The 20,779-nt window shown below is 67.5% G+C and carries 18 protein-coding genes; 2 read left to right on the top strand and 16 right to left on the bottom strand.

All coding sequences use genetic code 11. The features are described 5' to 3' along the window. Positions 1-46: 46 nt before the first annotated feature. Both ACFQ9R_RS10665 and ACFQ9R_RS10660 read right to left on the bottom strand, forming a co-directional pair. On the bottom strand, positions 47-751 hold the full coding sequence (locus tag ACFQ9R_RS10665; protein WP_378990200.1) for an SDR family NAD(P)-dependent oxidoreductase: 705 nt from the start codon (positions 749-751) through the stop codon (positions 47-49). Beyond that, entirely contained in the window at positions 748-1,554 is an 807-nt protein-coding gene (locus ACFQ9R_RS10660) for a TauD/TfdA family dioxygenase (RefSeq protein WP_067444945.1), read from the bottom strand. Before ACFQ9R_RS10660 ends, ACFQ9R_RS10665 begins: the two co-directional genes overlap by 4 nt. Before the next feature lie 198 nt (positions 1,555-1,752). Here ACFQ9R_RS10660 and ACFQ9R_RS10655 point away from each other — a divergent pair, with 198 nt between their 5' ends. Then, positions 1,753-3,270 (top strand): aldehyde dehydrogenase family protein, encoded by a 1,518-nt coding sequence (locus ACFQ9R_RS10655; protein ID WP_378990198.1) that lies wholly within the window; start codon positions 1,753-1,755, stop codon positions 3,268-3,270. Then, positions 3,270-4,475 (top strand): CaiB/BaiF CoA-transferase family protein, encoded by a 1,206-nt coding sequence (locus ACFQ9R_RS10650; protein ID WP_067444950.1) that lies wholly within the window; start codon positions 3,270-3,272, stop codon positions 4,473-4,475. Before ACFQ9R_RS10655 ends, ACFQ9R_RS10650 begins: the two co-directional genes overlap by 1 nt. A gap of 200 nt (positions 4,476-4,675) precedes the next feature. On the opposite strand, the gene ACFQ9R_RS10645 is transcribed toward ACFQ9R_RS10650, so the two are convergent. The 14 genes from ACFQ9R_RS10645 to ACFQ9R_RS10580 all read right to left on the bottom strand — a co-directional run bounded on the left by ACFQ9R_RS10645 (position 4,676) and on the right by ACFQ9R_RS10580 (position 20,777). Then, positions 4,676-5,923: an acyl-CoA dehydrogenase family protein gene (locus ACFQ9R_RS10645; RefSeq protein WP_378990197.1), complete on the bottom strand. Its 1,248-nt coding sequence runs from the start codon at positions 5,921-5,923 to the stop codon at positions 4,676-4,678. After that, entirely contained in the window at positions 5,920-7,053 is a 1,134-nt protein-coding gene (locus tag ACFQ9R_RS10640; protein WP_378990196.1) for an acyl-CoA dehydrogenase family protein, read from the bottom strand. Before ACFQ9R_RS10640 ends, ACFQ9R_RS10645 begins: the two co-directional genes overlap by 4 nt. Beyond that, positions 7,053-7,355 carry a hypothetical protein gene (locus ACFQ9R_RS10635; RefSeq protein WP_378990195.1) on the bottom strand — a complete coding sequence of 101 codons (303 nt, stop codon included), beginning with the start codon at positions 7,353-7,355 and terminating at the stop codon, positions 7,053-7,055. The genes ACFQ9R_RS10640 and ACFQ9R_RS10635 overlap by 1 nt, the downstream gene beginning before the upstream one ends. A 27-nt stretch (positions 7,356-7,382) precedes the next feature. Beyond that, positions 7,383-8,639, bottom strand: coding sequence for an amidohydrolase family protein (locus ACFQ9R_RS10630; RefSeq protein ID WP_378990194.1), 1,257 nt, complete (start codon positions 8,637-8,639; stop codon positions 7,383-7,385). A gap of 30 nt (positions 8,640-8,669) precedes the next feature. After that, positions 8,670-10,097 (bottom strand): FadD3 family acyl-CoA ligase, encoded by a 1,428-nt coding sequence (locus ACFQ9R_RS10625; protein ID WP_378990193.1) that lies wholly within the window; start codon positions 10,095-10,097, stop codon positions 8,670-8,672. Beyond that, positions 10,094-11,287, bottom strand: coding sequence for an amidohydrolase family protein (locus tag ACFQ9R_RS10620; RefSeq protein WP_067444964.1), 1,194 nt, complete (start codon positions 11,285-11,287; stop codon positions 10,094-10,096). Before ACFQ9R_RS10620 ends, ACFQ9R_RS10625 begins: the two co-directional genes overlap by 4 nt. A gap of 65 nt (positions 11,288-11,352) precedes the next feature. Then, positions 11,353-12,810, bottom strand: coding sequence for an aldehyde dehydrogenase family protein (locus tag ACFQ9R_RS10615; RefSeq protein ID WP_378990192.1), 1,458 nt, complete (start codon positions 12,808-12,810; stop codon positions 11,353-11,355). Between the two features lie 136 nt (positions 12,811-12,946). Beyond that, positions 12,947-13,948, bottom strand: a complete 1,002-nt coding sequence (locus ACFQ9R_RS10610; RefSeq protein ID WP_378990191.1) for a LacI family DNA-binding transcriptional regulator — start codon at positions 13,946-13,948, stop codon at positions 12,947-12,949. Positions 13,949-13,966: 18 nt separating this feature from the next. Further along, a complete protein-coding gene (locus tag ACFQ9R_RS10605; protein ID WP_378990190.1) occupies positions 13,967-15,238 on the bottom strand; it encodes an MlaD family protein in 1,272 nt (423 codons plus the stop codon). Further along, positions 15,235-16,335: an MlaD family protein gene (locus tag ACFQ9R_RS10600; RefSeq protein WP_378990189.1), complete on the bottom strand. Its 1,101-nt coding sequence runs from the start codon at positions 16,333-16,335 to the stop codon at positions 15,235-15,237. The genes ACFQ9R_RS10605 and ACFQ9R_RS10600 overlap by 4 nt, the downstream gene beginning before the upstream one ends. After that, a complete protein-coding gene (locus ACFQ9R_RS10595) occupies positions 16,332-17,435 on the bottom strand; it encodes an MCE family protein (protein ID WP_378990188.1) in 1,104 nt (367 codons plus the stop codon). The genes ACFQ9R_RS10600 and ACFQ9R_RS10595 overlap by 4 nt, the downstream gene beginning before the upstream one ends. Continuing rightward, positions 17,432-18,493, bottom strand: a complete 1,062-nt coding sequence (locus ACFQ9R_RS10590; RefSeq protein WP_378990186.1) for an MCE family protein — start codon at positions 18,491-18,493, stop codon at positions 17,432-17,434. The genes ACFQ9R_RS10595 and ACFQ9R_RS10590 overlap by 4 nt, the downstream gene beginning before the upstream one ends. 5 nt (positions 18,494-18,498) lie before the next feature. After that, entirely contained in the window at positions 18,499-19,530 is a 1,032-nt protein-coding gene (locus ACFQ9R_RS10585; RefSeq protein WP_378990185.1) for an MlaD family protein, read from the bottom strand. A gap of 2 nt (positions 19,531-19,532) precedes the next feature. Continuing rightward, positions 19,533-20,777 carry an MCE family protein gene (locus tag ACFQ9R_RS10580; protein ID WP_378990184.1) on the bottom strand — a complete coding sequence of 415 codons (1,245 nt, stop codon included), beginning with the start codon at positions 20,775-20,777 and terminating at the stop codon, positions 19,533-19,535. Positions 20,778-20,779 lie beyond the last annotated feature (2 nt).

Genomic DNA, 20,779 nt, shown 5'->3' with positions numbered 1-20,779 from the left:
CGGTGCCCACCGGAAGGCGGTGAGCCCGTTGTCTGGATTGGTACGACTAGGTGTTACGGCCGCCGTTGACCCCGAGGATCTGCCCGGTGATGTACCCGGCGCTCTCGGAGATCAGGAACGCGCACGCCGCGGCGATGTCCTCGGGTTGGCCCACCCGCCGCACAGGGGTGCGCTGGATGTGGTCGTCGATCGTGCCGCCGAGCAGCTTGGCCGCCTCCGCCTTGCGCAGCATCGGGGTGTCGATGAAGCCGGGCGGGACGGCGTTGACGGTGATGCCGGCCGGACCGAGTTCGAGCGCCAGCGATTTGGTCAGCCCGTTCACCGCGGACTTGGCCGCGACGTAGTGCGCCATGAAGGGCTGACCCGAATGTGTGCTCGACGAGGAGATGTTCACGATGCGACCCCACCCGGCCTCGAGCATGTCGGGCAGCACCGCCTGAACGCAGTGGTAGACGCCGTTGAGGTTGACGTCGATCACCCGCTGCCACTGCGCGAAGTCGATTTTGGAGAAGCGCCCCGTACCGTCCAGGCCCGCGGCATTCACCAGGATCGTCACGGGGCCGAGCTGAGTGCGGATCGCGGCGAAGGCCGCGCCCACCTGCCCGGGATCGGAAACGTCGGCGGTGTGGGCGAATCGGGTATCGGTCGGGCGCAGATCGAGCGTCGCCACGTGATACCCGTCGGCCTGGAGCCGTTGTGCGACAGCGAGACCGATACCGGAGCCGCCGCCGGTGACCACCGCGGTTTTCACGCCCAGGCCTCCTCGCCCGCGAGGGTGGTCCGGTGCAGTTCGCGTTCGGAGGACGCCTGATAGGGCAGCGCCCGATGCAGGATGCCGGTGTTGTCCCAGATCACCAGGTCGCCGACGGTCCAGTCGTGGGTGTAGCCGAAGCGTTCCTGCGTCGACCAGGCGAGCAGTTCGTCGAGCAGCGCCCGGCTCTCCGCGGGATCCATGCCGACGATGTGATCGGCGGTGGCGCCGATCACCAGGGATTTGCGGCCGTCCGCGCGCTCCCAGACCAGGGCCGTCTCGTGGGACGGCTGGGTACGCCAGTCCGCGACCTGTTCGGGGGTCGGTTCCGGATGCACCAGTCGCTGCGACGCCTCGAAGCTGTGCACCACGCGCAGACCCTCGTAGCGCTTGCGATCGGCTTCGGGGAGGTTCTCGTAGGCGGCGTAGGTGCTGGCGAACTGGGTGCCGCCACCCTCCATGGCGACGTGGCGGGCCGTGAGCACGGTGGCCTTGGCCGGCACCTCGTTGGTGGTGTCGTCGATATGCCAGAAGAACGTGCCCTCGAGGTACTTGGCGGCCCGGTTCTTCGCGGGATCGAGGGTGATCGTGAAGATCTCCCGGCCGCCGGGTGCCAACACCGTGCCCAGCTCGCGGCAGAACGCGAGTTGCGCTTCGTCATCGAGGTGCAGACCGCGCACGACCAGCACACCGCGCCATTTCAGTGCTTCGAGGCACCGGCTGACCACCGTGTCGTCGTGCAGATCGGCGACGCCGGTGACTTCCACCCCGATCGCGGGACGCAGCGCTGTAGTGTGGATCACAAGAATCTCCCTTCCAGTTGCGAGAACCGTACTCTCGCTGAGGTTTCCTCCGCAAGGGCTGATGTCCGCTTTTCGGCAAACGGGCCGCCGGTGATCGCGGTGTCGGTCGCGGCATTCGGCTGATGCGAGCCCTTGCATATGGATATATTGTTCTCTAGAAGAGAGAATCACATTTCCAACGCTCAGCGAGGAGACGGGATGTCATCCCAGGACACGGACTCGATCGGCGCGTCCGCGCCGACCACGGCAGTCACCAAACGATTGCTGATAGACGGACAGCTGGTCGAGGCGGAACAGACCTTCGCCTCGCTCAATCCCGCGACCGGCGAGGTGTACGGTTACGCGCCCGAAGCCACGCTCGAACAGACCGAGGCGGCCATCGCCGCCGCCCGTCGAGCCTTCGACACGACCAGCTGGTCGACCGACGCGGCGTTGCGGGCTCGCTGCCTGGACCAACTCCATCGGGCACTGCTCGACAACGTGGAGGACCTGCGCGAGCTCACCATCGCCGAGGTCGGCGCCACCCGGCGGCTCACCCACGGCAACCAGCTCGACTTCCCGATCGAGATCGCTCGCTTCTACGCCGACCTGCTGCCCGAGTACTCGTTGACCGAGGAACTGAGCGAGCTCGAGATCCGCGGGGAGCGCCACCGGCGCTGGATCGAGAAGGAAGCCGCCGGTGTCGTTTCGGCGATCGTGGCCTACAACTACCCGCATCAGCTGGCCCTGGCCAAGCTCATGCCCGCCCTGGCGGCGGGCTGCACGGTGGTGCTCAAAGCCGCCCCCGATACCCCGCTGGCCACGCTCGCCCTCGGTGAGCTGATCGCCGAGCACACCGATATCCCGCCCGGCGTGGTGAATGTGTTGTCCGCCGCCGACGTCGAGATCGGCAAGCTGATGACCACGCACCCCGACGTGGACCTGATCACCTTCACCGGCTCCACTCCGGTCGGGCGCCAGATCATGGCGGCGGCGAGCGAATCGCTCAAGCGGGTCTTCCTCGAGCTGGGCGGCAAATCCGCCATGGTCCTGCTCGACGACGCCGACTTCGCCACCACGGCGGTGTTCGCCGCGTTCACCATCTGTACCCATGCGGGACAGGGCTGCGCGCTCACCTCGCGGCTGCTGGTGCCACGCGCGCGCCACGACGAGATCGTCGAGCTGGTCGCCACCAATCTGGGCTGGGTGAGCAGCGGGGATCCCAGTGACCCGAAAACCTATATGGGACCGCTGATCAGCGCCAAGCAGCGCGACAAGGTACACGGCCTGGTCGAGCGCGCGGTCGCCGCCGGATCCACGTTGGTCACCGGCGGTACGAAGGTCGATCCGGGCTTCTTCTACGCGCCGACCCTGCTCGCCGGCGTCGATCCCGACAGCGAGATCGCGCAGGAGGAGGTCTTCGGCCCGGTGCTCGTCGTGATCCCCTACGACGATGACGACGACGCGGTGCGCATCGCGAACAATTCGATCTACGGCCTGTCCGGTGCGGTGTTCAGCGCCGATACCGAGCGCGCGCTCGGGATCGCCCGGCGTATCCGCAGCGGGACGTTCAGCATCAACGGCGGTAACTACTTCCAGCCGGACGCTCCCTTCGGTGGATTCAAGCAGTCGGGGATCGGTCGGGAAAGCGGTGTCGCCGGGCTGGAGGAATTCCTGGAGAGCAAGACCTACGCCGCGGTCGTCGGGTTGAGCGACGCGTCGGGCGGTGCCCAGTAGTGGGGCCGCTCGAGGGAATTCGCGTCCTCGAGGTCGCGATGTACGGTTTCGTGCCGTCGGCGGGCGCGGTCCTGGCCGACTGGGGCGCCGATGTTGTCAAGGTCGAACACGCGGTCACTGGCGATCCGCAACGCGGCCTTCGGCAAATCGGCCGGATGCGGGTCGAGGGTGACCCCAATCCCAATGTCGAACATGCCAATCGGGGCAAGCGCAGCATCGGCGTGGACATGTCGGTGCCCGAGGGGCGCGCGGTGATCCACGACCTCGCCCGCGAGGCCGACGTGTTCCTGACCAGCTTCCTGCCGCAGGCGCGGACCAAATTCGGGATCGACGTGGACGACATCCGCGCGGTGAACCCGAAGATCGTCTACGCGCGCGGCAGTGCGCTCGGCCCGCGCGGCGCGGAATCGGACAAGGGCGGGTTCGACATGACCGCCTTCTGGTGCCGCGGCTCGGTCGCCGCCACCATCACCCCGCCGGGCACCGAGGGCATGGTCTCGCCCCCGGGGCCCGCCTTCGGCGACACCATCTCGGGGACGAACCTCGCGGGTGGGATCGCGGCGGCGCTGCTCAAACGGGAACGCACCGGCGAACCGTCGGTGGTCGATGTCTCGTTGCTCGGGAGCGGGCTGTGGGCGATGGGCCACACCATCGCGCTCTCGGCCCATCTCGGTGAGCCGATGGTAGCGCCGGTACCGGGCGCCCATGGCGCGCCGACCAATCCGCTCTCGGGTCTGTACGTCACGGCCGACGGCCGCTACCTGTCGCTGGTGATGTTGCAGCCGGTGAAGTTCTGGGCCGACGTGTGTCGCCACATCGACCGTCCCGAACTCGCGACCGACCCCCGTTTCGGGACCTCGGCCGACATCGCGGCCAATACCCAGGAGGCCGTGGCGATCCTGCGCGAGGCGTTCGCGAGCCGGACCCTCGCCGAATGGACCGAGCGCCTGGGAACGCTGTCGGGACCGTGGGCACCGGTCCAGGACAGCCTGCAGGTCGGCTCGGACCCGCAGATCAGGGCCAACGAGTACCTGATTCGCGCCGGTGAGCTCGAATTGGTCGCCAATCCGGTGCAATTCGATGTCACCGCGCCCGAACTGGCGCCCGGCCCCGAGTTCGCCGCCCAGACCGAGGAGATCCTGCTGGGCCTCGGGCTGGACTGGGAGCGGGTCATCGCTCTCAAGACAGCGGGCGCGATCACCTGAGATCGGCTCACGATCACGAAAAGCTCCGGCGGGCACACACTGTGGTGCCCGCCGGAGCTTTTCTGTTCGGACCGGCGGTGTCGCGGATGCCACCGGCTCCGCGCTGATCGAGCCAACGCGACAGCGAGCGGCCCGCCGCGGGTGATGCACCGAGGCGGGCCGCTCGTTTTCTGTTCTTCTTCGCTTGCGCGCCGAGCCGATCAGCGGCCGTGTTCGACCTGATCGAACGGCAATCCTCGATCGGCGGCGGCTTCCCGGGGCATCCCGAGGACCCGCTCGCTGATCTGGTTGAGGGCCATCTCGGTGCTGCCGCCCGCCAGGCTCCACGCCTGGCGCATCAGGTAATCCTGTCCGGCTTGGCCGGTCGCGGCATCGTCGGCGTCGCACCCCGTCGCGGCGGCGGCGCCGGCGATCCGCACCGCCATATCCGCTTGCAGCCACGAATTCCGGGCGCTGAACAACCGGACCATCGATCCGGCCGCGGGCACGAACTCACCCGCCGCGATACCGCGGGTGATGTGGCCGATCAGCTGATCGTGCACCATGTTCAGCGCCCGCGCCTCACCGAGATCCTCCCTGACCCGCGGGTCATCCAATTGCCCGGTCCGCCTGGCCGATTCGATGAGACCGGAGATATCACGCCCACTGTGGGTCTGGATTCCGCTGGAGTAGGGCGACGCGCCCCCGACGGCGCTGCGCTCATGGAACAACTGACGATTCGTGGTTTCCCAGCCGCCGTCGACCTCGCCGAGCACCGCCTCCGCGGGCAGCACGACATCGTCGAAGAACTCCTGGCAGAACTCCCGAGACCCGTCGACCTGGGTGATGCGCTGGATAGTGACACCGGGCGCGCGCACCGGAACCAGGAACATGGTGAGCCCGGCGTGTTTGGGCACCGACCAATCGGTGCGGGCCAGGCACAGCCCGTAGTCGGCGGCGTACGCGCCCGAGCTCCAGATCTTGGCGCCGTTGAGCACCCAGGAATCGCCCCGGCGCTCGGCGCGGGTGGTGAGCCCGGCCAGGTCCGAGCCGCCGCGCGGTTCGGACAGGAACTGCACGAGCAGTTCCTCACCGCGCAGCACCGCCGAGAGGTGGGTGCGCTTCTGTTCCTCGGTGCCCTTGTCCAGAATCGTCGGCGCGCAGACGGTCAGGGTCGGGATGTTGAGCGCCAGCGGCATCTCGTAGGCGCGCGACTCCTCGCTGAACACTCGCTGGTGCTCGGGTGTCAGGCCCAGCCCGCCGTACTCCTTCGGAAAGCAGATGCCGGCGAAGCCGCCGTCGTAGAGGATGCGTTGCAGCTGTTTGGCGCGCTGCCAGGATTCCTCGGACTTGCTGGTTTCCCCGTGCTGATTGGGCGGTGCGGGCTCGAGGTTGTCCGACAGCCAACGTCGGGCGCGGAGGCGGAATTCGTCGACGGGCTCCAGCTCGGTGGTGCTCGGTTCGGTCATGCGACCTTCCTGTCCAGGAGATCGGTGAGGCGACGGCGATGCTCCTCCGGCGTCCCGTACAGCGCGCGCCCGAGGGTGACCCGCCGCAGATACAGATGCATATCGTGTTCCCACGTCACCCCGATGCCGCCGTGGATCTGCACGCAGTCCTGGAGCAGGCCGGGGACGACGGCCCCGATATAGGACTTCGCGACGCTGACCGCCTCGGCGGTTCTGGTCGGGTCGCCGTGGAACGCGTTGGCCGCGGCCCAGGCGGTGGCACGGCAGGCCTCGAGCGAGGTCTTGTGTTCGGCCGCACGATGTTTGAGCGCCTGATAGGACGCCAGCTGCCGGCCGAAGGTGTAGCGGTCGAACATCCACCGCACGGTGAGTTCGAAGGCGTGCTCGGCCGCGCCGGTCGACTCCGCGGCGGTGAGCGCCGCGGCGACCTGCACCTGGGTCTCCAACGCGGCGGCGGTCTCGCCGGGATAGCGCTGAACGACGGAGTCCTCGCCGACCACGACATCGACCAAGGAGACTTTCGCGGTGCGGCGAACGAGGTCGAGTGTCCAGGTCGGGGTGACGGTGACGCCCGGTGCGTCGGCGGCGATCAGCACCTGGACCGGCCCCTGGGGACCGCGCGCGGAAACCAGCAGCACGTCCGCTTGATCGCCGTACTCCACCCGATCCTTGACGCCGGAGATCCGGAAACCGGTGCCCTCTGGCACCGCGACGGTATCCACCGCCGCGGGCCCCAACCCGTGTCCGGGCTCGTAATGGGCCCAGGCGGCGATGGTCTCACCACTGAGCACCGCGGCGAGCAGGTCCGCGAAGCGGTTCTGCTCCCTGACCAGCGAGGTCAGCACGGCACTGGTGGTGATGAGCGGGCCGGGCGCGCAGGCCCGCCCGAACTCCGTCGCGACCAGGGCGAGATCGGCCATCGGCACCGCCGAGACCGATCCGCCGCCGAGCCGCTCCGGGACCAGCGGTGCGGTCCAGCCGAGTTCGGCGCCCTGGCGCCACCATGCGCGATCGAACCCGACGCCGGAGGCGGCGAGGCCGCGCACGACGTCGAGCGGAACGGACTTGGCGAGGAATTCGCGCGTGGTCGAGCGGAACAGCCGCTGGTCGTCGGAGAGCTCGAAGTCCATCAGAGTGATTCCCAGACAGTCACTTTCATGGCTGCCGGGTCGATGGCCGGGCTGAGCGTGAAACGCCCGTCGGCGGAGCGAACCTTGATCTCCTTCAGTACCGCACCGGCATCGCCGTCGATGAGGTAGTCGGCCTGATAGGTGAATTCCGGGGCCTGTCCGCCGACCGGTTGGGCGCGGAATCGGGTGCACGACTCGACGCCGGGGATCGACAGCATGTCGGGAATGTGGACCTCGGTGTACCAGGTGTTGTATTCCTCGTCCATGCCCGCGCGGGGACTGGAGAAAACGATCAAATGCATGGCAATGTCCTTCGGTTGTTCGGGTGCTCAGCTGATGTGCTGGGCGGCGTAGCGCTCGGCCCATTCCGCGCGCGGCCGGATGGTCAGGTCGACATCGCGTGCCTTGTCCCGCAGTGCCGCGACCGTCGCGTCCTCGCGGGAAATGTGGGTGAAGGGATCCCAGTTGAGGAATCGGCAGGCATTCTGCCAGGTGATCTGATGGATGTCGCTGTCGTCGGCGCCGGCGCTGTTGAGTTCCTCGAGCACGAATTCCGGCGCATCGGGGAACAGCGAGTCCGAGTGCGGGTAGTCGCATTCCCACGCGATGATGTCGATCCCGATCTCGTGTCGCATCTTGAGCGAGTTGCGGTCGGTGACATAGCAGGCCATCACGTGCTCGCGGAACACGTCGCTCGGCATCCGGCCGCCGAAGTCGCGGCGCAGCCACTTCTGATTGGTGTAATGGCGATCGGAGCGGTCGAGGTAGAACGGAATCCACCCGATCCCACCCTCGGACAGGGCGACCTTGAGGCCGGGATAGGTGCGCAGCGCCGGTCCCCACAGCAGGTCCTGGATGGCGATCTGCGACACCGTCGGCGCGAGGCACATGAGATTGTCGATCGGCGCGTTCGGCGCCAGGCGAAGCGCCCCGAAACCCTGCCCGATGTGCAGGTTCATCACGAGTCCGGTATCGGCGAGCGCCGCCCACACCGGACCCCAGTACTCGCCGTCGTGGTAGGAGGGCAGCCCGTCGATGTGCGGCAGTTCCGGCATCGTCACGCCACGGAACCCCTTGGCGGCGACCCGGTTGATCTCGGCGACGGCCAACGCGGGATCCCACAGCGGCAGAATCGCGTTCGGGATGAACCGGCCGGGGTAGGCGGCGCACCACTCGTCGATGTGCCAGTTGTTGTAGGCCGAGATCACCGCGATGGTGATCTCGTCCTTGAACTGGCTCAGATGCCCGGCGCTGAATCCGGCGAAGGTCGGAAAGCACATCGAGGACAGGATGCCGTTGGCATTCATGTCCGCCACCCGGCTGTGGATGTCGTAGACCCCCGGTCGCATCTCGGCGTAGCGGGCCGGATTCTTGTCCCACTCTTCCTTCGGCCACCCCACTACCGCGTTCAAACCGGTGACGCCCACCGGTTTACCCCGATAGACCCACTGATCGACGCCCTGGTCGTTGGTGATCAGTTTCGGGATGTACTCGGCGTGCTTGCTGGGCGTGTGCCGGGCGAACATATCGGCCGGCTCGACCACATGGTCGTCGATGCTGACCAGGATCATGTCAGAGAAGTTCATGGAGGATTCCTCGAAGTCAGGCGAATTCGGTTAACGCAGTTGGTCTTTCATGACCTTGCCGGTGGCGTTGAGCGGTAGCTCGTCGAGGAACCGCACGGATCGGGGAGCCTTGTAACCGGCCATTCGGTCGCGGGCCCACGACACCAGTTCCGCCTCTGACACCGGGCCTTTCGCGACCACGAAGGCGCGGCCGACCTGCCCGAGCCGCTCGTCGGGTACACCGACGACAGCGACCTGGGCCACGGCGGGGTGCTCGAGCAGAAACGCTTCGACCTCGGCCGGATAGGCATTGAAGCCGCCGACGATGTACATGTCCTTCTTGCGCCCGTTGATCCGCAGGCGACCGTCCAGGTCGAGGCTGCCGAGATCGCCGGTGTGCAGCCATCCGTCGGCATCGATGACCGCCGTCGTCGCGTCCGGATCGTCGAAGTAGCCCTGCATGACGGAGTAGCCGCGCACCAGCACCTCGTCGTCCTCGGCGATGCGCACTTCCACACCGTCACAAGGGGTTCCGACGGTGGTCGCGACCTGCTCGAAGGTATCGCCGGGCCGCGACGCTGTCGCGGTGCCGGCTTCGGTGAGCCCGTAGCCGGTCATGATCGACTGGAACGGCAGCTCGGTCTTGACCCGCCGGATCAGTTCGACCGGGATGTCGGCGGCCCCGGTGACCGCGGCCCGCAGCGACGACAGATCCCGGGTCGCGGGCGCGTCGAGCAGGGCGTGATACAGGGTGGGTGGGCCGGGCAGCATGGTCACCCGTTCCCGTTCGACGAGCTCGAGCACCTGCTCGACGTCGAACACCGGCACCGGCAGCATCGTGGCGCCGCGGATGAGCGAGCTGATCAACCCCGCCTTGTACCCGAAGGTGTGGAAGAACGGGTTGACCATCAGATAGCGGTCGCCCTCGCGCAGATCGGCCAGATCGCACCATTCCGCGTACAGCCGCAGAGTCTGGCGGTGATTCATCATCACGCCCTTGGGTCGACCGGTGGTGCCCGAGGTGTAGATGATGTCGGCGATGTCGGTGCCGTTGACCGCCCGTTCGAAAGGCTCACCGTCGGCGAGGAAATCCGATTTCAGGTCGATCACCGGCACGCCCTGCGGGCCCGCGTAGTTCGTCCCGAGGAAGCCCTGCTGCACCAATAACAGCTTGGCGCCGCTGCGCCGCACGACGTCGGCGGCTTCCTCGGCTTTGAATCGGGTGTTGATCGGGACCAGCACGCCGCCCGCGGTGACCAGCCCGAACGCGGCGATGATCCACTCGGCCGAGTTGGGCGCCCAGATCGCCGCCCGATCGCCGCGCTCGATGCCCGCCGCCGCGAAAGCGCCCGCGGCCTTGCGCACCCGGTGGGCGAGATCGATGAAGCTCAACCGCTGTGGCCCGTCGACGATCGCTTCGGCAGTGCCGAAGCGATCGGCGGCGCTCAGGACCATCTGCGGGATGGTCTGCCAGGTCATACCTTCAGCAGCCTCGCGAGATTGCCGCCCATGATCTTGGCCTGATGTTCCAGGCTCAGATCCTTGATCTCGTGGATGTAGCGTGCCGGTTCGGCCAGGCCCTCCGGGTGCGGGTAGTCCGAACCGAACAGGACGTTGTCCACCCCGAGCAGGTCGGCGATCCCGCCGAGGTCCTCCTCCCAGAACGGGCTGACGAAGATGCTGCGCTTGACCGCCTCGACCGGATCCTGATGGCCGAAGCCCTCCGGCGCCTTCTTGGCGACGTCGGCGAGGTTCTCCAGCAGCGGCGCCAGCCACGACGCGCCGTTCTCGATGACCGCGACCTTGAGTTCGGGGAAGCGGAACAGCGCGCCGTGGCACACCCACGAGGCCACCGCGTCCTGGATCGGACGCCATTCGGTGGTCATCCGGAAGGTGTTGGTCTGGAACGGCAGCATCTCCAGGCTGGAGCCCTCCCACTCGGCGTTGTGCCGCGAGTAGCCGCTGTCGGAGGAGTGCATGGTGACGAGGATGTCGTGCTCGACCACCCGCTTCCAGAACGGGTCGAACTCCGGCAGCGCGAACGAGCGAAGCCCGCGCAGACCGGGGACCGGGGCCGGGCGCACCAGAATCGCCTTGGCGCCGTGCTCGACGCACCAGTCGAGCTCCTCGATCGCCTTCTCGACGATCGGCAAGCTCACCACCGGCACGGTGAAGATGCGGTCCTTGTAGACGAAATTGCCGTCTTCGCCCCAGGTTTCGAGCAGCCACCGGTTCAGCGAATGGATCACCGCGTGGATGAGATCGGGATGGTGGCGCATCCGCTCCTCGACGAGGCTGGCCAGCGTGGGGAACATCAGCGAGCGGTTGAGCTGCAGCTCGTTCATGAGCTCCAGGCGCGCGCCCGGCTCGCGGAACGCCGGGATCGACTTCATCGACTTGCCGAAGATCTCCCGGCGGCTCTTACCCTCGGGGTTGCCGTTCTTGAAGTAGTCCTCCATGGCGCCGGGACGGGCGACGACCTCGAAGGTGGGGTTGGGAATGTATTCGCTGATCTGGCCGAGGACCGCGATCTTGGTGCGCCCGTTGATCTCGACGTACTTGATGGTCCCCTCGTACTCGGCAGGGAGGAACTTGGTCAGCGCCTCCTTGGTTTCGTAGAGGTGATTGTCCGCGTCGAACAACTGATACGGCAGATCCAGCTGCGTCATGAGAGCCTCCTTGTTGGTTAGTGAGAATCATATTCTCACAAGATGCGCATGGCAATATTCAGTCGCTACATTTGCGTCCAGACGGCCTTGGTCTGCAGGTAGGCCTCCAGGCCCGCCTTGCCGGACTCGTAGCCCCAGCCCGACTGCTTGTATCCGCCGAAGGGCATGGAGTGGTCGAAGACCATCTGGCAGTTCAGCGAGATGGTTCCGGCCTGCAGTTGTTTGGCCAGCCGGTGGCCACGGCCGATGTCCTTGGTCCAGACGGTGGCGGCCAGACCGTAGGAGCTGTCGTTGGCCATCGCGACGACCTCCTCTTCGGTGTCGAAGGGCAGGACCGTGACGATCGGGCCGAAGATCTCCTCGCGGTAGAGGCGGCTGGTGGCGGGGTCGACATTGGTGGCCACGGTGGGGTGCACGAAGTACCCGGTTCGATCGAGACGCTGACCGCCGGCCACGAACTCGATGCCCTCGGATTTGCCCTGATCGACATAACCCAACACCCGGGTGAGCTGCTTGGCGCTGATCAGCGGGCCGGCCATGGTGCCCTCTTCCCTGGGCCCACCCATCTTCATGTTGTCGGCCAGGTTCGCGATGCCCGCCACGACCTTGTCGTAGGAGCCGCGTTGCACGAAGACGCGCGAACCGCACACACACGCCTGGCCCGAATGCACGAAGGCGCCGAAGCCGGCCATCATGATCGCCATATCGAGATCGGCGTCGTCGAAGATCAGCACCGGTGATTTGCCGCCGAGTTCGAGGGTGATCTTGTTGAGGTTGCTCGCCGCCGAGGCCGCCACGATCGCCCTGCCGACCTCGGTGGAGCCGGTGAAGGCGACTTTGTCCACGTCAGGGTGCGCGGTGATCGCCGCACCGGTGGTGTGTCCGTAGCCGTTGACCAGATTGACCACGCCCTCCGGTACGCCGGCCTGGGCCAGGAGCCGGTCGAGTACCAGCGCCGAAAGCGGAGTCTCCTCGGCGGGTTTCACCACGCTGCTGCACCCGGCCGCGAGGGAGGGGGCGACCTTGGCGCAGTAGTTGAAGACCGGCCCGTTCCACGGGAAGATCAGCCCCACGACATCGTAGGGCTCCTTGAGGGTGTAGCCGTGCTGCCGCGATTCCACGCCGGTGAGCCCGCCGGCGTTGATGTCGTGCGCGATGCCGTCGATCTTCGTGCACCAACCGGCGTAGTAGCGGAACCATTCCGAGCCGATGCCGACGGTGAGCGCGGCCTGGTTCTGTGGGATTCCGGCGTTGGCCGATTCGAGGTCGGCCAGCAGCTCGGTGTTCTCGTCGATCAGATCCGCGACGCGCCAGAGGATCTTGGCTTTCTCGCTGCCCGCCAGGTTCTTCCAGATGCCGGATTTCGACGCCGCTTTCGCCCGTGCGACGGCCTCGTCGACAGCTTCGGAGCCGCCGTCTGTGAATTCGGTGAGCTGTTCCTCGGTGACGGGATCGACGACGGGGATCGCGTCTCCGGTGCCCGGTCGGTTGCGGATCTCGTCCAGCACAGTCTGCACGGTCATGGCGTAACTCCTCGCATGTCAGCGGTGACTCGAGCGCAACGGATTCGGTACGCGGAATGCACCGTCGTCGCAAGGTTAGGCGCATAACCATCGAGGTGTCCAGACCCCAAATCGGCTCCGGTGAGGAACGGGGAAGCTAGGTGGAAGCCCGCACGATGAGGCGGGCGACATCGGTCGGCCGCGGCGCGGGGGGTGCCGGATATCCCAGTTCGGTGAGGACAGCGGCGATCGCGGCATCGGCCACCGCGGCGGGGATGTACTCCACCGTCGTCAGCGGCGGATCACACAGCGCCCCCATGGGATTGGCCTCGATGCCGATCACGGCGAGGTCGTGCGGGCAGCGCAGACCCGCCTCCCGTAGACCGTGCAACACCAGCCCCGCGATCTCGTCGCTCTGCGCGCAGACCGCGGTCACCCCGTCGCGCACCCACCTGGTGACCAGCTCGGCCGCACCGCTCGCGGTCACCTCGTCCACGGTGATCGGCGGCAGATCGTGCGCACGCGCGGCCTCGACGATTCCCTGGAGCCAATAGTCGCCGAGGGCACGCCATTTGGCGATATCGGTGCGTCCGAACGCGATCTTGCGATGTCCACGCGAGACCAAGTGCCCGACGCGCATCGCCCCGACGGTGAGCAGGGGATCGCCGAGCGCGGGCAGCAGCCCGATCTCGATCAGGGGAACCTTCGCGGCGCGCACCTTGCCGCGCGCGTCGCTGCTCAACGGGAACAGGCTCACCACCGCGATCGGATCGAGATTGTCGATCGCGTCGATGATGCGTTCGTAGTCCTCGGTCTCGAAGATCTGCACCTGGAGCAAACCGTACTGCGCGAGCGCGGCGGCCATCAGGCTGCCCGCCTGAATCGGCATGTCGCCCACCGCGACTCGCGGCAGGATCGACAGCACCACCCCGCTCTCGCCGCGCGCGAGATTTCGGGCGGCGACATTGGGGCGATAGCCGAGTTGTCCGGCGGCGCGGTAGACAGCCTCCCTGGTGCGTGCGGAGATGCGTTTGCCCGCGGAATTGTTCAGGACGTAGCTGACGGTCGCCGTGGATACGTTCGCCAGCCGGGCGACATCGGCGTGGGTGGGCCGCGCACTTCTGCCGACACTCGTCGCGTCGGGATCGGGAGCGGCCATGCACTCATGATGGCACCGTCACCGCGGACCCGGTGTGTAGGGGCCGCCGTACGGCGTGGGAATGGTCAGCGGTCCCACCGGTGCCTGCTCGGCGGTCTGCAAGGGATCGACGGGCGGTGGCGCGGGGACGGGGTCGTCGGCCGGTCGCGGCGCGTTGCGGGCGCCGCGCGGCATGAGGGTGGGATCGGGGTCGGTGCAGTCCGCGTGGAGGTAGGGCGGTGCGTAGTCGGGGACCGAGCCGCCGCGGCGCGGCACGTTGTAGTCGCAGGCGTAGCGGGGGTAGATGCTGGCCAGTGCCCAGACACCGCCGTCGTGGAACGCCGAGGCCACCGCGTCGAGGGCGGATCCGGCGCGCTGGCGGGGAAAGAAGAACTCCTCGAGGGCGGGAATCCGGGAGTAGGCGACCCGCGAGACGGTGACGAGATTGCCCAGCAACTGCACCATCGTCGGTGAGTTCTGCGCGAGGATGGTGTCGAGTTCGGTCAGCAGCGGTGGTGTCTGCGCCAGCAGTTGTTCGTAGCCGCCGGTCATCGCCGCCATGCCGCCCGTCACCGCGGCGAGGTTCGCCGACGTGTCCCGCAGGACGGTGCGCCCATCGTGCAGGGTCGTGACCACGACTCGGCTGTTGCGCAACAGGTTCACGGTGTTGGGCAGCACGGCGTCGAGCGTGGAGATGAGGAACGTGCCACCGTCGATGATGTCGGCCAGCTTGTCGGGCCCGGCCGGACCGACACCCAGTTCCCGCGAGATGGTCGCGAGCCGGCCGGGATCGATCTGGGCGAGGGTGCCACTGAGGCTTTGCAGCATGTCCGCCATCGGCACGGGGGTGGCGGTGCGATCGGCGGTGACCAGCGCTCCGTCGGTCAGATACGGGCCGTCGTTGCTCGCGGGCAGGAAGTCGAGATACTGCTCGCCCGCCGCGGACAGGGCCGCCGCCCGCACCTGCCCCGACACCGAGATTCGCACATTCTCGTCGATGGCGGCGACCGCGATCACCTTCTGGTCGACCACCCGCACCGAGTCCACGCGCCCGACCCGCACGCCACGCAGGGTCACCTCCTGCCCGGGCAGCAGCCCGCCCGACTGGGTGAGTTCGACGCGTACCCGATACGGGTGATCGAGCGGATCGACGCCGAAGGTGGACAGGATCAGGTGCGAACAGGCACCGGTGAGGATGGCGAGCAGTCCGACCAGCGAGACCACGGACCGATGCCGGTGTGCGGCCCGGACGACCCCGACGAGCGCGCGCGCCGGTGTTTCCATCCGGCTCGGCCGGGGTGTCGTGGTCATCGTGGTGCTCCTGCCAGCCGGACGCCCAGCCGATCGATCATGTGCTGGAGCGAGCCGACGAAGGCGGTCCAGTCGGTGATGTCAGGGGCCCGGCCGCCGGCACCGCCCGGATTCGCCGGGTCGGGAATCGCGAGCTGGGCGACATCGACCGCGACGTGCCCGTTGGGACCACTGATCATCTTGAGCACGATCTTGATCATCTCGTTCACCGAGTCGAGGTCGGCCTCCGGATTGAGGGCCGCGGCGTTGAGCCCGGCGGCCAACCGGTTGATGTTGGCGGCCATGCTCGTGTTGTTGGTGCCCGCGACACTGGGGAACCGCGCGAGCTGGGTGGCGATCGTATGGACGCGATCGACCAGGGTGACCAGGGAATCGGTGTTCTCGGCGAGGACCTCGACGGCCGGTCCGGCCGCGGCCACGGTGTCGGCGAGGGTGGACTGCTGGGCTGCCACCGTCGCGCTGAGATCGGCCGCGCCGTGCAGGACACCGTTGATCTGGTCGGTGCGATCGGAGAGGCCGCGCAACAGTGTTCGGGTCTCGTCGAGCAGTGCGGCGAGCCGGTCACCGCGGCCACCGACGTGGTCGCTGAGCGCGGCGACGACGGTGGTGAGGTACTGGATGGTGCCGCCGTTGACCAGAAGCGATGCGCGAGTGAGCATTTCCTCGATCGTCGAGGCCGCCGAAGTCGACTCGAGCGTGATCGCGGCACCGTCGCCGAGTACCGCGCCGCCGGGCTCGACGACCGGCGGCGGCTTCATCGCCACGAAGACGTCGCCCATCGGGGTGGCCGACCGCAGCTGCGCCGAGGTGCCGACGGGCAACCGGACCGACGAGGTGATGCGCAGGGTCACCAGGGCGGTGTAGTCGCGGGCCGACATGGACTCGACCTGACCGATATCGGCGCCGTTGAGCGTCACCTTCGCCTTCATGGGCAGATTGAGCGCGTTGGAGAAGGTCGCGGTGAGGGTGTAGGTGTCGCCGCCGAGTCCCGGTGCGGGCAGCGGCAACTGGTCCAGTCCCACGGCACATCCACTGGTGGACAGGGCGAGCGCGACGGCGACCGCGAGTCGGGGCGCGAACCGGGTGCGAGGTGTCATCGGCCGCTCTTTCCCGCGATGCCCGCCAGGATGGCGGTGATACCGAAATCCGGTCCCATATCGCGCATGGTTCCGGTCGCGCAGCCCTGGTTCTGCAGCTGGAGCAGGTTGCAGATCTCCTTGACCATCTGGCCGTCGAGCAGCAGCCGGTTGATGTCCACCACGGCGCGCAGCGCGCGGACATTCGGGTCGACGGAGTTGTAGGCGTTGTCGACGACCATCGGGAACACATCGAGGAACTGGGCGAGGTTGTAGTCGTAGGCGGCCAGGGAACCGGTCACCGTGTTCGCGTTGGTGGTGAGACCGGAGATGGTGCCCTGGTGGCGTCGCAGCAGTTCGGTGACCTGGCCGATGATCCGGTTCAGCGCGGCGCCGGTCTCGCCGGAACCCAGCTGTTGTTCGGCCAGGAAATCGGTGAGTTGTGCGACGGCGCCGCCGAATTCGCGCAGCGTCCCGTCATTGCGCGCGGCGGCCGCGGTGAGCTCGTCGAGGTTGGTGACGACGGTGGTGATCGCGTCGCGGGTGGCGGCACCGTTGTCCTGGCCCTGTCGCAACGCCCGGGAGAGTTCGCCCAGGGCCGCCCGCATCTCGTCGCCGTTGCCCGTGGTCGCGGCGGACCCCAGATCGATCAGGTCGGCGACCGGTCCCGCGCCCTTGCCGTCACCGCCCAGCGAGGTCGACAACTTCTGTGCCATCGACAGCAAGGCATCGAACTCGACCGGCGACTTCGTGCGGGCGGTACCGAGCACCGCTCCCGAGGGCAGGGTGGGCCCGCCACGATAGACCGGGGTGAGTTCCACGTGACGGTCGGTGAGCAGCGAATCCGAGATCGTGACCGCCTGCACGTCCGCGGGTAGCTGAATCGCGCTGTCGATTCGCATCTCGACGACGACCTCGGTGCCGCGGGCCTCGATCCGGACGATCCGCCCGACCTTCATGCCGAGCACCGAGACCGGGTTGCCCTCGTAGAGGCCGTTGGCATTGGCGAATTCGGCGGTGATGGTGGTGGTGTCCGCCTGCGAACCGACCGAGCAGCTGGTCAGGCAGGCGACGCTCACCGTGATCGCGGCGAGTTTCAGGGTGGAGATCAGGGCTTTCATCGACAGTCCTGGTGATAGGGGACGCGGCCGTTCTCGACGGCGACGGCACTCAACGCGCACATCCACGAGTCGACGAAGGCGCCGTCGGGGGCGCTGGCATTGAGTTCGGCACCGGTACCGGTGGCGTTGGCGAACATGCGCCAGGGGACCGGAAGGATCTGCAGGATGTTGCGCAGCAGGTCGTCGTGGCCTGCCATCATCGCGGTCATGTCACGCAGGTCGGTCAGCAATTGTTCGACCTCGGCGTGGTCATCGACCACGATCGGTTCCAGCCGCGCGACCAGCGTGGTGATCGCGTCCAGTAGTCGGCGTAGCGCGTCCTGGCGGGCGATGATCTGGCGCAGCACCGTGCCGCCCTGACCGACCACCGAGGCGAGTTCGGCTTGCTGGGAGCGGATCACGGTGCTGACCTGGTCGGTACTGGTGAGCAGCGTGCCGATTTGGTCGCGTCGGGTCGCGATGGTGGTCGACAGGGACCGGATGTCGCGCAGGATGCCCGGCACCAGCGACGGCAGGCCGTCGAGTCCGCGCGACAGCGAGGTCATCGACTCGGCGATCTGATCGGCGTCGAGTTGGTCGAAGGTCGTGGTCGCGTCCTGTAGCGCGGTCTCGAGGTCGTAGGGAACGGTGGTCTGGGACAACGGAATTCGATTGTCACGTAGTTCGCCGCCGCCGGACGAGCGCAGCTCGACATAGCGTGAACCGAGCAGTGTGGTGAGTTTGATCGCGGCCGCGGCATCGGCGCCGAGGACGACCTCGTCGTCGACCGACAAGCTCACCTCGACGTGGTCGCCGGCGAGCCGGGTGCCGGTCACCGTGCCGACGGGAATGCCCGCCCAGGTCACCGGGTCACCGGCGGCGATGCCCGCGGCTTGCGCGAAATCGGCCCGCACCGTGCGGGTGCCGAGGTTCAGCGAATTGACCACGACCAGCACGAGCAGCGCCAGCACCACCGAGAGCACGGCGATGAGGCCGGTTCGCAGCGACTTGTCGGTGGCGATCGCGCCGGAACCTCGGCGCGTCGAGACACGAGTGAGGGCGCGCAGTGGTGTCTTCATGGGTCCTACCTACAGATCGCGGAGTGCTGGGGCCGACCGGTCGGGGAGGCGCCGCCCAGGATCTGCGCGATCACCGGATCGATGCCGGGGATGATGCTGAAACTGATATCGCACACGTAGGCGTTGACGAAAGCGCCCGCGTCGGTGGCCCGGATCATGGCCTGGAACAGCAACGGAATATTGAAGCCGAGGAAGGCGAAACGTTGCTTGCCGTCGACGAAGTGCCGCGCGAAGCCGGGTTCGCGGTTCATGAACTCCGTCAGCGACGGACTCGCGCCGTCGACCACCGCGGCGGCGTCGGCCACGACGGTGGAGATCCGCGCGGTCTGGTCCAGCAGCGTGTCGCGGCGGGATTCGAGTGCGTCGAAGATCTTGCGGGTCTGGGTGAACGTCGTCTGTAGTCCGGCGCTCTGCCCGGCCAGGGTGGTCATGACCGCCGACAGGTTGTCGATCAGGGTGCCCAGGATCTGGTCGGGCCCGGCGAAGGACTGGACCAGGGTCGCGGTCTCGGTGATCAGGGCGGCGACCGCGCCGTCGTCGCCCTGCAGGGCGCGGATCAGCGCGGAGGTCAGATTGTCGACGTCCGCGGGGTCGAGGGCGCTGAACAACGGCTGGAATCCATTGAGCAGCCCCGACAGATCGAAACTCGGTTCGGTGCGCTCGAGAGGGATCCGCGCGCCGGGCGCCAGCGCCGTCGGGTCGCCGGATTCGGCCCTGCTCAACCCGAGATAGCGCTGTCCGATCAGATTCTGATAGGTGACCGAGGCGATGGTGTTGGCGTAGACGGGCTGATCTCGCTGAATCCGGAAGCCGACCTCGGCATCGGGACCATGGATGCGGATGGAGTCCACCCGGCCGACCTGTACTCCGGCGACCCGGACGTCGTCGCCGACGCGCAGTCCCGAGACATCGCTGAACACCGCGGAATAGGCGTGGGTGTCACCGGTGACATCACGTTGCAGGGTCACGCGGACCATCCAGATCAGCAGGGCGGCGACGAGCAGGAAAGCGGTCAGTCCGGCGAGGTCGCGTGTCATTTTCACCGTGGTTCTCCGGTGGGTGGTTGGGTGGGCACCGTCAGGCCGAGCAATTCGGCCAGGCTCGCGGCTTCCCTTGGTAGACCGAGGCTTTCGGCCACAATGTCGCGCTGGGTGAGCGTGTTCACCGGCTGGTCGGCGGCGCCGATGACCGCCGGGCCCGCGGCGGGTCCGTTCGCGCAGCTCGCACCGGCCAGTTCGCCGTACCGCGGGCAGTCGGTGCGGGTGTATTGCTTGTGCGGGGTGAGCTCGACGATCACCTTGGCGGTGCCGCTCTGGGTCGCGGGTTGCCAGAAGTCGCGCGCGAACACCTGCGCGATCCGGGTCTGTGAGGTCGTCATCTGCACGAAGTTGCCGCTGCCCGCGGCGAGTAGCTGCAGCACCGGGCCCAGTCTGGAGTTGAGGTCGATGACAGTGTCGGTCCGGTTGTTCAGCGCGGTGCCGACTGTCGTGGTGGTCGCGATACCGCCGGTGAGCAACTCGGACAGGCGGATTCGCTGCTCGGCGACGCTGCGCAGCGGAGTGACCGCGCTGTGGAGTGCGGCGAGCAGATCGGGAGCCGATTCCTGGAGTCCGAGTACCGCGTCGGAGAGCCCGGTGAGCAATGCGGTGTCGTCGGAGCCCGAGAGTTCGGCGTCGTAGGCCCGCACGATGCGCGCGAGCTGGGTGCCCGCGGCCAGCGCGTCCGCGCCGCGGCCGCGGGTCGCGCGTTCGACGGTTTCCAGGATCCCGACGGTGGGATCGGCGTCGGGGCGTCCCACCGCGTCGACGATTCGGCTCAACGCGGTGAGCGAGGTCTGCAGCTGCACGCTGGCCCGGCTGTGGTCCTCCGGTATCGATGCTCCGGCGCGCAGGGCGGGGCCCGGCCCGTTGTCGATGAGCTGGATCGAGGGCACCGCGAACACGTTGCTCGGGACGACCCGCGCCGTCACCGTCGCCGGGATGGTGGCCGCGTGCTCGGGCGTCAGCTCGATGCGCACCCTGTTGGGGTGGGCGCGGTCCGCGGCGACCACCTCCTGCACGCTGCCGACCAGGATGCCGCGATATTTGACGTCGGATCGTTTCGGCAACCCGTCGCCCACGTCGACCAGCATCGCGGTGACCTCGATCGTCTGCGCGAACGCGCCTTCGGATCGGGCGACCATCGCCGCGACGGTGGCGGCGACGACGGTCAGCGCGGCGATCCCGCGCACGAACAACTTGGTGTTGTTCAGGTGCCGGTCATCGGATTCGAACACTATCGACATCG

The organism is Nocardia sp. NPDC056541 (genome assembly GCF_042794235.1).
GTDB lineage: Bacteria > Actinomycetota > Actinomycetes > Mycobacteriales > Mycobacteriaceae > Nocardia.
The sequence above is the reverse complement of the archived record's forward strand: the minus strand, read 5'-3'. Positions and strand labels throughout refer to the sequence as shown.